Below are 12,807 nucleotides of genomic sequence, written 5' to 3' on the forward strand. Positions count from 1 at the left end.
GGTACGGTCAGCGTTGGACCCGGACAAGAGTGCGCCATGACCGATGCCGTGGAGGGGCTGCTGCTGGATTTCGATGGCGTGCTGGTGCGCCATGCGCGGCATTTGCGCGTGCGTCACCTGGCCGCCAGCACCGGCTGCAGCGTCGCACAGGTGCACGCCGCCCTGTTCGACAGCGGCCTGGAGCAGCAGCATGACGCCGGCCTGGACAGCACGCTGTACCTGCAACAGTTGGGCGCGGCATTGGGCAGCACGGTGAGCATCACGCAGTGGCAGGACGCCCGCATCGCCGCGTCCATGCCACAGGCCGGGGTCATCGAACGCATCGAACAGGTTGCACGCCGCATGCCGATCGCGATCCTGACCAACAACGGCGTGCTGATGGTGGACACCATCCCCCGCATCCTGCCCACCCTGGCCGCAGCGCTGCGCGGGCGCATCCTGTGCAGCGGCGCGCTGGGCGCTCGCAAACCGGACCCGGCCGTATTCGTGCAGGCGATGGCGCTGTTGGGCGCACGCGCCGGGCGCACGTTGTTCGTCGATGACCTGTTCACCAACGTGCGAGGTGCGCGTCAGGCAGGATTGCGGGCGGAAACCGCCACCGACAGTCGCAGCATCGGCAAGGTGTTGAAGCGGTACGCCCTGGCGTAGAGCCGACCAACGGTCGGCTGGGTTCGCCCAGAACAACAGCAGCCGACCAACGGTCGGCTCTACCGCTGTTGGTTATCGCGTGGCGATGAAGGATTGCACCGCCGCGCGCAGGCGCTTGAGGCCTTCGGCGATTTCTTCATCGGTGATGTTCAGCGACGGCACGAAACGCAGCACGTCCGGGCCGGCCTGCAGGGTCAGCAGGCCGTGTTCGGCGGCGTGGTCGAGGATGGGACCGGCCTGGCCGGCGAAATCCTTGTCCAGCACCGCGCCCAGCATCAGGCCGCGACCGCGGACCTGGCTGAACACCTTGAACTCGTCGTTGATCCTGCCCAGCCCATCGCGCAGCGCCTGCGACTGACGGCTGACGTTGTGTGCGATCTCCGGCGAGGACAGCTTGCGCAGCGCCACGCGGGCGACGGCCGCGGCCAGCGGGTTGCCGCCGAAGGTGGTGCCGTGGGCACCGAACTGCATCACCTCGGCCACCTTCGGGCCGGCCAGCATCGCGCCGATCGGGAAGCCGCCGCCCAGCGCCTTGGCCAGAGTGACGATGTCCGGCTTGATGTTGTCCTGCCAATGCGCGAACAACGTGCCGGTACGGCCCATGCCCGCCTGGATCTCATCGAGCACCACCAGCGCGTTGTGCTGGTCGCACAGCTCGCGCACACGCTGCAGGAAGCCCGGCTTGGCCGGCATCACGCCACCCTCGCCCTGGATCGGCTCGAGCATCACCGCGGCGACATCACCGGCGGCCATCGCGGTTTCCAACTGGACCTCGTCGTTGAAGTCGACATAGCGGAAGCCACCGGGCAGCGGCTCGTAGCCTTCCTGGTACTTCGGCTGGGCGGTGGCGGTGACCGCGGCCAGCGTGCGGCCGTGGAAGCTGCCGCGGAAGGTCACGATCACGCGCTGGTGCGCCGGGCGGCCCAGCGAAGAGGCCCACTTGCGGACCAGCTTGATCGCCACCTCATTGGCTTCGGCGCCTGAGTTGCACAGGAACACGCGCTCGGCGAAGCGCGAGGCGGTGACCAGCTCCTCGGCCAGGCGCAGCGGCGGCTCGCTGTAGAACACGTTGCTGGTGTGCCAGAGCTTGCCGGCCTGCTCGATCAGCGCCGCCTTCAGGTCCGGATCGTTGTGGCCCAGGCCGCACACGGCGATGCCGGCGGCCAGGTCGATGAACTCGCGGCCCTGGTTGTCCCAGACGCGCGCGCCCTGGCCGCGCTCGAGCACCACCTGGCGCGGTTTGTAGACCGGCAGGTAGTAATGCGACAGGGACAACAGCGGATCGGTGGCAGCGGCGGTCATGGCAGTCAGGGGCTCAGGAAAGATCCCATTCTCGCGCTTTGGGCCGGTGGGGCACAATGCGGCCCATGCGACCGTTCACCGCCCCCCAGCTCAACCCCGCCACCGAGACCGGCTGGCGCCGCCAGTGGTTCGACATCATCTACCGCCACGACACCCGGCCCTCGCGCAATTTCGACCTGCTGCTGGTCTACGCGATCATCGCCAGCGTGGTGGTGGTCATGTTCGACAGCGTGCAGCGCTTCCATGCGGCCTACGCCGACTGGCTGTACGTGCTGGAATGGGGCTTCACGATCGTGTTCACCGCCGAGTACCTGCTGCGGCTGGTGGTGGTCAAACGCCCACTGCGCTACGCATTCAGCATATGGGGCATCATCGATCTGGCCTCGATCCTGCCCACCTACCTGTCGCTGTTCATCCCCGGCGCGCAGAGCCTGCTGGTGGTGCGCGCGCTGCGCATCCTGCGGGTGTTCCGGATCCTCAAGCTGACCCGCTACATCGAAGAAAGCGGCGTGCTGATGGAATCGCTGTGGCGCAGCCGCCGCAAGGTGCTGCTGTTCCTGTTCACGGTGATCACCATCACCATCATCGCCGGGACGATGATGTACGTGATCGAAGGCCCCAACCACGGCTTCACCAGCATCCCCAGCAGCATGTACTGGGCGGTGGTGACCATGGCCACGGTGGGCTTCGGCGACATCGTGCCGCAGACCGTGCTCGGCCGCTTCGTCACCTCGGTGCTGATCCTGATCGGCTACAGCATCATCGCCGTGCCGACCGGCATCTACACCGCCGAACTGGCCAACACCATGCGCGATGCCGAGCATGCCGCGCGCCGTGATGCGCGCGGCTGCCCGCATTGCGGGCTGGAAGGCCACGAACCGGACGCCGTGCATTGCCGCCATTGCGGCGAAAAACTGCCACCGGTCTTCAACGTCTGATGCTTGCGGCGGGCCGCCAGGCAGCCCGCCGCGCGATCACTCAACGCGCGCCGCTGGTCCGCGCCAGGCGGTTGCTCATGTCGACCAGGTCGTTGTAGCTGGCCAGCAAGGCTTCGGCCGAGCCCTGCGGGTTGCTGATCCGCCCACCGCTCTCCATCAGCATCTGCTCGCTGCGGGTATACGGCTTCTTTGACTCGACGCGCTCGATACGGCGGCCGGCATCGCGGGCCAGGGCATCGGCGGCGCGCTCCACGTGGCCCCACATCGCATCGCCCTTGCCGATCTTGTCATCCTGCGCCTGCTGCAGCAGCGCCTGGAACGCCGCGAGCTGGGTGCGTGCCACCGCCAGATCGGGCGTCTCGCTGTTGAGCAGCTGCGTGAGCTGCTTGCCATCACCGAGGATCTTGATCTGGTAGTACGCCATCGAGCGGCCTTCGGAAGCTTCAATCTCCTTGAGCTGTTCCGCACGGCGTTCGTCTTCGCGCTTTTCCAGCGCGGCATCCAGCGCGGTGCCTGCGTCGAAGAACGCCGTGTACGCCTTCATCAGCGGGGCATGCTGGCTGCGCATCCCGGCATGGTCATCGCGCAGGTAGTCCTCGCGGCTGTAGTAACGGTCGGCCTGCTCGATAAGGGCGTACAGGTCGACGAACGTCTTCTGGTAAGCGCTCGCCGCCGGATCCAGCTCGGGCTCGGCCGGCGTCATCGCCAGCGCGGCGACCATCGGGGCGTTGCACGCCTCCACGCGATGCGACAACACCGTGCCCGGCCCACGCACCTGCTTCTCATTGCCGGTAGGGCCAGCCTCCGGATCCTGCATCCAGCCAATGTACTGCTGGAAGCCTTCGTGGATCGGCTGTTCAACGGCGTTGAAGCAGGCGATGTAGGCGTTCACCTTTTCCACGCCCTGGGTATCGGCAACGCTGCCCGGGCCCTTGCTGCAGGCGCCGAGCAGGCTGATCAAGGCGATGGCGGCGGCGAGCGGTGCGGTCCGTGTGCGGAATGACATGCATGTGTCCATACGATTTGGGGCCCGCACCATAGCAGCCCGGCCTGTGCAGCGTTTGTCATCGCGCACGCGGCGCGCACCGCGCGCGCGTCAATCCAGGAACAGATCGGGCATCAACGGACGCGACGGATCGACGGCATAGCCACTCAGATCGGTGATGCCGACCTGCGCCAGCACCTCGTCATCCAGCAGGAACTGCCCACTGAAGCCGGCCGCCTCGCGGGTCAGCACTGCGTGTGCGGCATCGGCAAGAATGGCCGGCGTGCGGCAGCCGCCGATGTCCACGCCGGGAATCATGTTGATTGCGTCAGTGGCGATCACGGTACGCGGCCACAACGCATTGACCGCCACGCCCTGTGGGCCGAACTCCGCGGCCAGGCCAAGCGTGACGAAGCTCATGCCCATCTTCGCCAGCGTGTAGCCGGTATGCGGCGCCCACCACTTCGGGTCCAGGCTTGGCGGCGGCGCGAGGGTGAGAATGTGTGGATTGGGTGCCTGCAGCAGGTGCGGCAGGCAGGCCTGCGCGCACAGGAAGCTGCCGCGTGCGTTGACCTGCTGCATCAGGTCGAAACGTTTCATCGGCGTGTCCAGCGTGCCGCGCAGCCAGATCGCGCTCGCGTTGTTGACCAGGATGTCGATGCCACCGAAGGTATCCACGGTGGCGGCGACGGCCGCGCGCACCTGGTCTTCTTCGCGGATGTCGCACTTCAGCGCCAGCCCCTGGCCGCCGGCGGCGGTGACCGCCTCCGCTGCGCTGTGGATGGTGCCGGGCAGCTTGGGGTTGGGCACCGAGGACTTGGCCGCGATGGCGATGTTGGCCCCGTCCCGTGCAGCACGCAGTGCGATGGCCAGGCCGATGCCGCGCGAGGCGCCGGTGATGAACAGGGTCTTGCCTTGCAGACTGGCCATGCGCGGATTCCTTCGATGCGATTGCAGTGAACCGGCATTATGCCGCCCCGGCGCACACACCGGATTCATGCGCCGCGTCGATACTGGGCGTTCACGTTCTGCATGGAATGAGCGACATGACGGCGATCCGCCTTCCCCTGACCGCGCTGGCGCTGGTACTGGCCATGGCTGCCTGCCAGCCCGCCGGCGACCCGTCCACCGCCCCTGTGCAGGCGGCCGCCACCGTTCCCGGTACGGCCGGTGGCGCCTCCCCCTTCAGCGAAGCGGCGATCTGGGACGGCGAGGTGGACGCCTGCCGCGGCCAGGCGCCGGTTGCCGATGATTGCCTGTCCACGGCGATGCAGGCGGCCAAGGCCAGCCCGCAGGCGATCGCCGCGGCCCATCAGCTGGGCGCGCAGGGGAATCCCGGCTACGTCAGCGCATGGCGTGACCAGGACGGCGTGGGCATTGCCACCATCGAGTACCCGTTCCGTGCCAATACCAATGAAGGCACGCTGCTGGTCGACAGTGCCGGGCATACCGTGGATGTGGATGCGGATGTCCTGCCGGAAATGTCGCGCGCCGATGCAACGGTCAAACCCTTCCTTGATGCGCACCCGGACGCCTCACCGTTCGCCCCCGCCGAGGCCAGCGGCAGTGAAGCGCTGCCCAACGGCGGGCTGCGCCTGATCTACAGCACGCCGCTGCGCACCTGCCATGCCTGCGCGGACGAGGGCATGCTGCGGGTCGCCTACGAGTTCGACGCGCAACGCCGCTTCACCGGCAAGCAGATCCTCGACCTGCGCTGAGCGCAGGCATCGGCCCCTGCTACGGCTTGGGGCCCTGCCCTTCGTTGTCTTCCCAGTGCAGGATCCTGCGGGTGACGAAGCGGTAGACCGGCTTGCCGGTGCGGAACCAGAGGTCACGCACCCACGAGGTGCGCTTGAGCAGCCGCTTCTCCACCGGCGTCAGCGACGGCCGGCAGTACATGCGCTTGTGCTTGAGCAGGTGGCGCAGGTCCTCGCGGGCCAGCAGGCGCATCCAGCGTGAGCGCGGATTGCCGATCACCGCCAGCTGGAAATCGATCAGGGCCGGCGAGCCGTCTTCGCGCACCAGCCAGTTGGCTTCCTTGGCCAGGTCGTTGTGGGCGATGCCGTGGCGATGGACCTGCTGCAGCAGACGGCGCGCCGCACGGAAGTAGGCCAGGTCGCCATGCGGCGGACGCTGGTACATCGCATCGCCGGCCATGAAGCTGCGGTCCAGCCAGCGCCCGTTCCAGCCCAGCAACCGCGGCGTGGCGGGCATCCCATCCAGATGCGCCAGCGCGCGCGCCTCGCGCCGGGCCAGCCACCATGCCGGCAGGCGCAGCCACCACGGGGTGGCCTCCAGATCACGGCGCACGAAGCGCTGGCCGTCCTGCTCCATCAGCAGGATGCGGCCGAAGCTGTCGGCTTTGAGGGCGGTCGGGGCGGGATCGGCAGGGCGTGTCATGGCGCCATTCTAGGCGGCTGATCGCGTTCATTCACTGCAGATGCCGCACATTGCCCGCCGCTGGCCGGCAGTCAGTCACTTTGCCCCCCCTATAATCCTCCGATGGACTCGTCATGGATCGATGCCACGCTTGCGTGGATCTCAGCTCACCCCGTGCTTGCCGGTGCGGTCATTTTCCTCATTGCCTTCTGCGATGCGGTCATCGTGCTGGGCGCGATCGTGCCCGCGTTGCCGCTGCTGTTCGCCGTGGGTGTGTTCATCGGCCTGGGCCAGATCTCCGGGCCGTACGCGGTGGCCTGCGCAGCGCTGGGCGCGTTTGCCGGCGACGGCATCAGCTACTGGGTAGGCCGGCGCTGGGGGGATCGCCTGCGGGGCTTCTGGCCCTTCAGCAAGTATCCGCAGCTGCTCGACCGCGGCGAGACGATGTTCCGCCGCAACGCGTTCAAGAGCATCCTGGTGGCGCGCTATGTCGGCGCGATCCGCCCGTTCGTGCCGGCCATCGCCGGCATGATGAAGATGCCGCTCTCGCGCTACTTCCAGGCCAGTGGCATCGCCAGCCTGTCCTGGGCGGTGCTGTTCCTGGCCCCCGGCTGGGTGCTCGGCGAGGCGTATGACGCGGTCGCCGCCGTTGCCGGCCGGCTGGTGATGGTGCTGGGCCTGCTCGGCGTGATCATGGGCCTGGTCTGGGCGATCGTGCTGTACGGCTACCGCTGGTCGGCCTCGCGCATGGACAGCTGGCTGGCCATGCTGTTGAACTGGTCGCAGCGCCATCCAACGCTGGGCCGTTACTCGGTGGCGGTGTTCGATCCCCAGCGACGTGAATCGGTGCCGCTGGCGATGCTGGCGGTGATGCTGCTGCTGCTTGGCTGGGGCTGGTTCGCCCTGTTGATGGCGGTGGTCGCCCATGGCGAACCGCTGCGGGTCGATCTGGCCGTGCACCACGCCATGCTGGCCCTGCGCAATCCGCTGGCCGATTACCCCATGGCCGCGCTGGCCTCGCTGGGCGCCTGGCAGGTCCTGTTGCCGGCCACGGCCGCCGGCATGGGCTACCTGGTCTGGCGCCGGCGCTGGATGGCGGCCGGTCACTGGCTGGCCGCGCTGGCCTTCGGCCTGGCCCTGTGCAAGCTGCTCGGCGCAACCGTGGACGTGGTCCGGCCGCCGGATGCGAGCAGCGGCTTCGGCTTCCCGTCGGTCTCGGTAACGATGGCCACGATCACCTTCGGCTTCTTCGCCGTGCTGATCGCGCGCGAACTGCCCGGCCGCACCCGCGTGTGGCCCTACCTGCTGTCGGGCATCATCGTCAGCCTGATCGGCTTCGCCCGCATCTACCTCGGCGCCCATTGGCTGAGCGATGTGATCGGCGGCATGCTGTTCGGCCTGTTCTGGCTGCTGGTGCTCGGCATCGCGTACCGCCGCCGCTTCAACCGCTCGTTCTGGGTCAAGCCGGTGGCGTGGCTGTTCTACGGTACCTTCGCCGTGGCCGCGCTCTGGTACGCCCCGCGCAACATCCCGGTGAAACTGGCGCGCTTCGAACCGGCGCAGCCGAGCCCGGCGCCGCTGGATGCACAGGCCTGGTGGACGACCGAGTGGCAGCACCTGCCCTCGCGCCGCAATGAATTCGACGACGACCAGCGCTGGCCGCTGGATGTGCAGGTGGCCGGCCCGCTGGCACCGCTGCAGCGCCGCCTGGAAAGCCAGGGCTGGCGCGTTCAGCCGCAGGCCGGCTGGGAGCAGGCGCTGTTGATGCTCGACAAGTCCTCGGACAAGGACAAGGTGCCGGTCCTGCCAGCCACCCTGGACACGCAGGTCGAATCGCTGCTGATGCTGCGCGCCGGCAATGCCCCCAACGAGATGTTCGCGCTGCGCCTGTGGCCGGCACCGGCGCGGCTGTCAGCGCCGGTGGATGAGCCGTTGTGGCTCGGCAGTGCGCAGACCCTGCACTACCAGCAGCACTTCAATCTGATCGGGATGTGGCGCCCGATGCGTGGCATCGACCCCTCGCTCAATGCGGTGCGCCAGGCACTGGATGGCCTGCCACAGCAGGTCGACACCCATCCGGATACGCAGATGCCGGTGCTGCGCGTGCGCATGCCCGCGACCGAATGAGGCAGCGCCGGGATCATCCCGGCCGTTCGTGCAGCGGGGCCTCGCCCCGCGTTACGGCATCCAGTCCAGCAACGCCTGCAGGCGCTGGTGCGGGTCATCGTGCTGCAGCAGCTGCAGGCGCTGCGCATCCTGCAGGGGCAGCAGCTCAGCCAGGCGCCAGCCGACCCAGCTGGCCTGCTCCATCTGCGCCGGGCTGACCGGAGCAAACGCGGCACCGGCCTGTTCGATGATGTGCTCAAGCACGGTCGCCATCAGCGCATGTTCGGGCTGCAGCTCATCGTCGCTGTCGGCCGCACACCAGGTCACCTCGGCAATGATCAGTCCGTTGTCGCGCACGCGCGTGCGATCGACATGGAAGCGACGCTGGCCACGCAGGCGCAGCACCAGCACGCCATCGGCGCCCACGTCGAAATCCTCGATCCGCGCCTCCACGCCGTAGGCGGCCGGCACCGCGGGGGCGCCGGTTTCCTCACCGTGCAGGATCATGCAGACACCGAACGCGGTACCGGCGCGGCTGCATTCGCGCAGCATGTCCAGGTAGCGCCGCTCGAACACGCGCAGGCCCAGCGCGGCGCCGGGCAGCAGCACGGTGTGCAGCGGGAACAGGGGCAGTGACGCGGTGTCGGTCATGGCCAGGCCCGCTCAGGACGGCTGCAGCTGTGCCAGGAAGCGCCGCGGCGCGCCGTCGAAGCCACCATTGGACATGAACACCACGTGGTCGCCGGGCATGGCGATCGCGTCCAGGCGGGCCAGCAGCGCATCGGTATCCGGCACGGCATACGCGTCGCCTCGCACGGCGGCGATCACGCTGGCGGCATCCCAGGCCAACTCCGGGCGGTGCAGGAACACCACGGCATCGGCACCGTCCAGCGAGGGCGCCAGCGCCTGCGCATGCGCGCCCAGCCGCATGGAATTGCTGCGCGGTTCCATCGCCACCACGATGCGGGCTTCACCAACCCTCGCACGCAGGCCCTCAAGGGTGGTGCGGATCGCGGTGGGGTGATGCGCGAAGTCATCGTAGACGGTGACATCGCGTGCCTGGCCGATCACTTCCAGGCGGCGCTTGACGCTGCGGAACGCGGCCAGCGCCGGCATCACCGTGGCCAGTTCGACGCCCACCGCATGTGCGGCGGCCAGCGCAGCGAGCCCGTTGAGCACATTGTGCCGGCCGAGCAGCGACCAGCGCACTTCACCGATGCGCGCGCCGCGATGGTGCACCACGAACACGCTGCCGTCGGCCTCCACCAGCTCGGCATGCCATTCCAGCGCAGGATCGAAACCGAAGCGCTCCACCGGCGTCCAGCACCCCATCGCCAGCACCTCGGCGAGATAGGCATCTTCGCCGTTGACGATCAGGCGCCCGCGCGCGGGCACGGTGCGGATCAGGTGATGGAACTGGCGCTGGATCGCGGCCACGTCCGGGAAGATGTCGGCGTGGTCGTATTCGAGGTTGTTGAGGATCGCCACCAGCGGCCGGTAGTGCACGAACTTGCTGCGCTTGTCGAAGAACGCGGTGTCGTACTCGTCGGCCTCGACCACGAACTCGCGGCCGCTGCCGATGCGCGCGGAGACGCCGAAATCCTCCGCCACGCCGCCGATCAGAAAGCCCGGCTCACGCCCGGCGCTGTGCAGCAGCCAGGTCAGGATGGTGGTGGTGGTGGTCTTGCCGTGCGTGCCGGCCACAGCCAGGGTGTCGCGGCCCGGCAGCACCTGCTCGGACAGCCACTGGGCCCCGGAGATATAGCGCTGGCCTGCATCCAGCACCGCTTCCACGGCAGGGTTGCCGCGCGAGAGCGCATTGCCGATCACCACCTCGTCGCAGTCCGGTGCCACGCTGTCGGCGCGGTAGCCCGGATCCAGGGCGATGCCCAGGCGTTCGAGCTGGGTGGACATCGGCGGGTAGATCGCCTGGTCGCTGCCGCGGACCGTATGGCCCTTCTCGCGTGCCAGCGCGGCCACGCCGCCCATGAAAGTGCCTGCAATACCAAGAATGTGGATCGTGCTCATGCCTGCGATTGTCGCCGATCATCACCGTCGATGGACATCGCCGTCAGATAACTCCTAGTCGAGTATCAGAGAAGTCCATCACGGTGTCAGGGAAATCCCGATAGCGCCGTACTGTGAAGACGGACACAATTCCATGGGCCAGCCGCAGCACCCCATTGGTCCTACTCCCCAAGAGGCCATCCCCAGGGGGGCTCATGCTGCGGGGCTCTGAGCAAGCCCGCTCGCTGGCACCTTCAAACCACACGCCTGGTCCCTTCGGGGGCCGGGCGTGTGTGTTTCAGGCACTGGGCAGCGCACTGCCCGTGCGGTGCCGCCGTAGCGGCACCGACCGGATCAGGCCTGGATCGCGGCGCGGATGCGCGCTTCCACGTCGTTCAGTTCACCCACGCCATCAACGCGTGCGAGCGTGCCACGGCCGGCATAGAAATCCACCACGGGCGCGGTCTGGTCGTTGTAGACCTGCAGGCGCTGACGCACCGATTCGGGGTTGTCATCGGCACGGCCCTGCTCGGCGGCGCGGCCGGCGATGCGCTCGACCAGCAGTTCGGTCGGCACGTCCAGCTGCACGACCGCATCCAGCGGCTGGCCGATCTTGGCCAGCAGGCTGTCCAGCGCATTGGCCTGGGCCACGTTGCGCGGGTAACCATCCAGGATGAAGCCCTTGGCCACATCGTCCTGGCCCAGGCGCGACTCGAGCATGCCCAGCAGGATGTCATCGGACACCAGGTTGCCGGCATCCATCACGGCCTTGGCCTGCTTGCCCAGCTCGGTCCCCGCAGCCACTTCGGCACGCAGCAGGTCGCCGGTGGAAATGTGCGCAATCGAAAGATGTTCCTTCAGGCGCGTCGCCTGCGTCCCCTTGCCCGAACCGGGCGGTCCCAACAGAACCAATCGCATCAACCTGACTCCAACGTGGTAAGAAAATGGAAGGGCGCGCGCCCCGGGATTGTCCACAATCACGCTGCACCGCAATACGCGCACTTTACCCCATACCGGTAATGTCTCTGCAATGTCCTTCCCCCAGACCAAGGTCGCACCATGCCCAACGGTACCCTGCTCTACGCCCAGTCAGGCGGCGTCACCGCCGTCATCAATGCCACGGCCTCGGCGGTCATCAGCACGGCAAGGGCCAAAGGAATCAAGGTCTTGGCGGCACGCAACGGTATTCTCGGCGCGCTCCGCGAGGACCTGATCGACACCTCGAAGGAAACCGCTGCCGCGATCGCCGCCCTCGCCCATACCCCCGGCGGCGCGTTCGGCTCGTGCCGCTACAAGCTCAAATCGCTGGAGGCCGACCGCGGCAGGTACGAGCGGCTGCTCCAGGTGCTGCGCGCGCACGATGTGCGCTGGTTCCTCTACAACGGCGGCAATGATTCGGCCGATACCGCCTGGAAGGTCTCCCAGCTGGCCAAGGCCTTCGACTACGACCTGACCTGCATCGGCGTGCCCAAGACCATCGACAACGATCTGGCCGTGACCGATACCTGCCCGGGCTTCGGCTCGGCGGCCAAGTACACGGCGGTCTCCGTGCGCGAAGCGGCGCTGGACGTGGCCGCGATGGCCGAGACCTCGACCAAGGTGTTCGTGTACGAAGCGATGGGCCGCCATGCCGGCTGGCTTGCGGCGGCCGCGGGCCTGGCCGGCCAGGGCGCCGATGACGCCCCGCACATCATCCTGCTGCCCGAGCGCGCCTACGACGAGGCCGCGTTCCTGGCCAAGGTGAAACAGGTGGTCGAGCGCGTGGGCTACTGCGTGGTGGTGGCCTCCGAGGGCATCCAGACGGCCGATGGCCGTTTCGTCGCCGATGCGGGCGGTGGCACCGATTCGTTCGGGCATACCCAGCTCGGCGGCGTGGCCTCGCAGCTGGCTGCCCGGGTCAAGGATGGACTGGGCTACAAGGTCCACTGGACCCTGCCCGACTACCTGCAGCGCTCGGCGCGCCATCTGGCCTCCAAAACGGACTGGGAGCAGGCACAGGCGGTGGGCAAGGCGGCGGTGCAGTTCGCGTTGAAGGGCCAGAACGCGGTGATGCCGGTGATCGTGCGCACCAGCGATAAACCCTATCGCTGGAAAATCGAGGCCGCCCCGCTGCACAAGGTGGCCAACCACGAGAAGAAGATGCCGGCCGGCTTCATCCGCCGCGATGGCTTCGGCATCACCGACAAGGCCCGCGCCTATCTCGCCCCGCTGATCAAGGGAGAAGCCCCGTTGCCCTACGGGCCTGATGGGCTGCCGAAGTACGTGACGCTGAAGAACGTGGCAGTGAAGAAGAAGCTGCCTGCCTTCGAAGCATGAGCAACCCGTCGGTGCCGGCCGCTGGCCGGCGCCGCGGTGTCCCCGGCCCTGAGGTAGTGCCGGGCGCGGGGCGGCCCCCCGGGGGGCCCGGCCCGGGGCCCGGCCCCGGCCCCCGCCCCGCCCGAC

Annotated in this window: 12 protein-coding genes; 5 read left to right on the forward strand and 7 right to left on the reverse strand. The window is 68.0% G+C overall.

The genetic code is table 11. The features are described 5' to 3' along the window. Positions 1-36 precede the first annotated feature (36 nt). A complete protein-coding gene (locus PV764_RS07295) occupies positions 37-648 on the forward strand; it encodes an HAD-IA family hydrolase (RefSeq protein ID WP_019183846.1) in 612 nt (203 codons plus the stop codon). A gap of 72 nt (positions 649-720) precedes the next feature. Here the strand turns inward: PV764_RS07295 and PV764_RS07300 are convergent, their stop codons facing one another. Beyond that, positions 721-1,950 carry an acetylornithine transaminase gene (locus PV764_RS07300; protein ID WP_019183845.1) on the reverse strand — a complete coding sequence of 410 codons (1,230 nt, stop codon included), beginning with the start codon at positions 1,948-1,950 and terminating at the stop codon, positions 721-723. A 65-nt stretch (positions 1,951-2,015) separates the two neighbouring features. Here PV764_RS07300 and PV764_RS07305 point away from each other — a divergent pair, with 65 nt between their 5' ends. After that, complete coding sequence (locus PV764_RS07305) at positions 2,016-2,888, forward strand: ion transporter (protein ID WP_019183844.1); 873 nt, start codon at positions 2,016-2,018, stop codon at positions 2,886-2,888. A gap of 40 nt (positions 2,889-2,928) precedes the next feature. Here the strand turns inward: PV764_RS07305 and PV764_RS07310 are convergent, their stop codons facing one another. Both PV764_RS07310 and PV764_RS07315 read right to left on the reverse strand, forming a co-directional pair. Next, positions 2,929-3,894 (reverse strand): YiiG family protein, encoded by a 966-nt coding sequence (locus tag PV764_RS07310; RefSeq protein WP_019183843.1) that lies wholly within the window; start codon positions 3,892-3,894, stop codon positions 2,929-2,931. Positions 3,895-3,984: 90 nt separating this feature from the next. After that, positions 3,985-4,803 carry an SDR family oxidoreductase gene (locus PV764_RS07315; protein WP_019183842.1) on the reverse strand — a complete coding sequence of 273 codons (819 nt, stop codon included), beginning with the start codon at positions 4,801-4,803 and terminating at the stop codon, positions 3,985-3,987. Positions 4,804-4,919: 116 nt separating this feature from the next. Here PV764_RS07315 and PV764_RS07320 point away from each other — a divergent pair, with 116 nt between their 5' ends. Next, entirely contained in the window at positions 4,920-5,591 is a 672-nt protein-coding gene (locus PV764_RS07320; protein WP_399617107.1) for a hypothetical protein, read from the forward strand. Positions 5,592-5,610: 19 nt separating this feature from the next. Here the strand turns inward: PV764_RS07320 and PV764_RS07325 are convergent, their stop codons facing one another. Next, positions 5,611-6,273 (reverse strand): phosphotransferase, encoded by a 663-nt coding sequence (locus PV764_RS07325; RefSeq protein WP_019183840.1) that lies wholly within the window; start codon positions 6,271-6,273, stop codon positions 5,611-5,613. Positions 6,274-6,375: 102 nt separating this feature from the next. Here PV764_RS07325 and PV764_RS07330 point away from each other — a divergent pair, with 102 nt between their 5' ends. Beyond that, entirely contained in the window at positions 6,376-8,379 is a 2,004-nt protein-coding gene (locus PV764_RS07330) for a bifunctional DedA family/phosphatase PAP2 family protein (RefSeq protein WP_019183839.1), read from the forward strand. Between the two features lie 51 nt (positions 8,380-8,430). On the opposite strand, the gene PV764_RS07335 is transcribed toward PV764_RS07330, so the two are convergent. From PV764_RS07335 to PV764_RS07345, 3 genes are all read right to left on the reverse strand, one after another. Next, a complete protein-coding gene (locus PV764_RS07335) occupies positions 8,431-9,009 on the reverse strand; it encodes an LON peptidase substrate-binding domain-containing protein (RefSeq protein ID WP_019183838.1) in 579 nt (192 codons plus the stop codon). Between the two features lie 12 nt (positions 9,010-9,021). Continuing rightward, complete coding sequence (mpl, locus tag PV764_RS07340; RefSeq protein WP_019183837.1) at positions 9,022-10,386, reverse strand: UDP-N-acetylmuramate:L-alanyl-gamma-D-glutamyl-meso-diaminopimelate ligase; 1,365 nt, start codon at positions 10,384-10,386, stop codon at positions 9,022-9,024. 333 nt (positions 10,387-10,719) lie between these two features. Then, positions 10,720-11,283, reverse strand: a complete 564-nt coding sequence (locus PV764_RS07345) for an adenylate kinase (RefSeq protein WP_019183836.1) — start codon at positions 11,281-11,283, stop codon at positions 10,720-10,722. A gap of 141 nt (positions 11,284-11,424) precedes the next feature. On the opposite strand from PV764_RS07345, the gene PV764_RS07350 reads away from it, so the two are divergent. Then, complete coding sequence (locus PV764_RS07350) at positions 11,425-12,681, forward strand: 6-phosphofructokinase (protein ID WP_019183835.1); 1,257 nt, start codon at positions 11,425-11,427, stop codon at positions 12,679-12,681. The last annotated feature ends 126 nt before the right edge of the window (positions 12,682-12,807 follow it).

The sequence above is a fragment of the Stenotrophomonas sp. AS1 genome (genome assembly GCF_048957655.1).
Lineage (GTDB): Bacteria > Pseudomonadota > Gammaproteobacteria > Xanthomonadales > Xanthomonadaceae > Stenotrophomonas > Stenotrophomonas bentonitica_A.

What these genes read in the sequence shown, in the direction of transcription:
- PV764_RS07345 (WP_019183836.1), bottom strand. Translation starts at nt 11,283, where the DNA reads ATGCGATTGGTTCTGTTGGGACCGCCCGGTTCGGGCAAGGGGACGCAG.
- PV764_RS07300 (WP_019183845.1), bottom strand. Translation starts at nt 1,950, where the DNA reads ATGACCGCCGCTGCCACCGATCCGCTGTTGTCCCTGTCGCATTACTAC.
- PV764_RS07315 (WP_019183842.1), bottom strand. Translation starts at nt 4,803, where the DNA reads ATGGCCAGTCTGCAAGGCAAGACCCTGTTCATCACCGGCGCCTCGCGC.
- PV764_RS07305 (WP_019183844.1), top strand. Translation starts at nt 2,016, where the DNA reads ATGCGACCGTTCACCGCCCCCCAGCTCAACCCCGCCACCGAGACCGGC.
- mpl (WP_019183837.1), bottom strand. Translation starts at nt 10,386, where the DNA reads ATGAGCACGATCCACATTCTTGGTATTGCAGGCACTTTCATGGGCGGC.
- PV764_RS07295 (WP_019183846.1), top strand. Translation starts at nt 37, where the DNA reads ATGACCGATGCCGTGGAGGGGCTGCTGCTGGATTTCGATGGCGTGCTG.
- PV764_RS07335 (WP_019183838.1), bottom strand. Translation starts at nt 9,009, where the DNA reads ATGACCGACACCGCGTCACTGCCCCTGTTCCCGCTGCACACCGTGCTG.
- PV764_RS07330 (WP_019183839.1), top strand. Translation starts at nt 6,376, where the DNA reads ATGGACTCGTCATGGATCGATGCCACGCTTGCGTGGATCTCAGCTCAC.
- PV764_RS07350 (WP_019183835.1), top strand. Translation starts at nt 11,425, where the DNA reads ATGCCCAACGGTACCCTGCTCTACGCCCAGTCAGGCGGCGTCACCGCC.
- PV764_RS07325 (WP_019183840.1), bottom strand. Translation starts at nt 6,273, where the DNA reads ATGACACGCCCTGCCGATCCCGCCCCGACCGCCCTCAAAGCCGACAGC.
- PV764_RS07320 (WP_399617107.1), top strand. Translation starts at nt 4,920, where the DNA reads ATGACGGCGATCCGCCTTCCCCTGACCGCGCTGGCGCTGGTACTGGCC.
- PV764_RS07310 (WP_019183843.1), bottom strand. Translation starts at nt 3,894, where the DNA reads ATGTCATTCCGCACACGGACCGCACCGCTCGCCGCCGCCATCGCCTTG.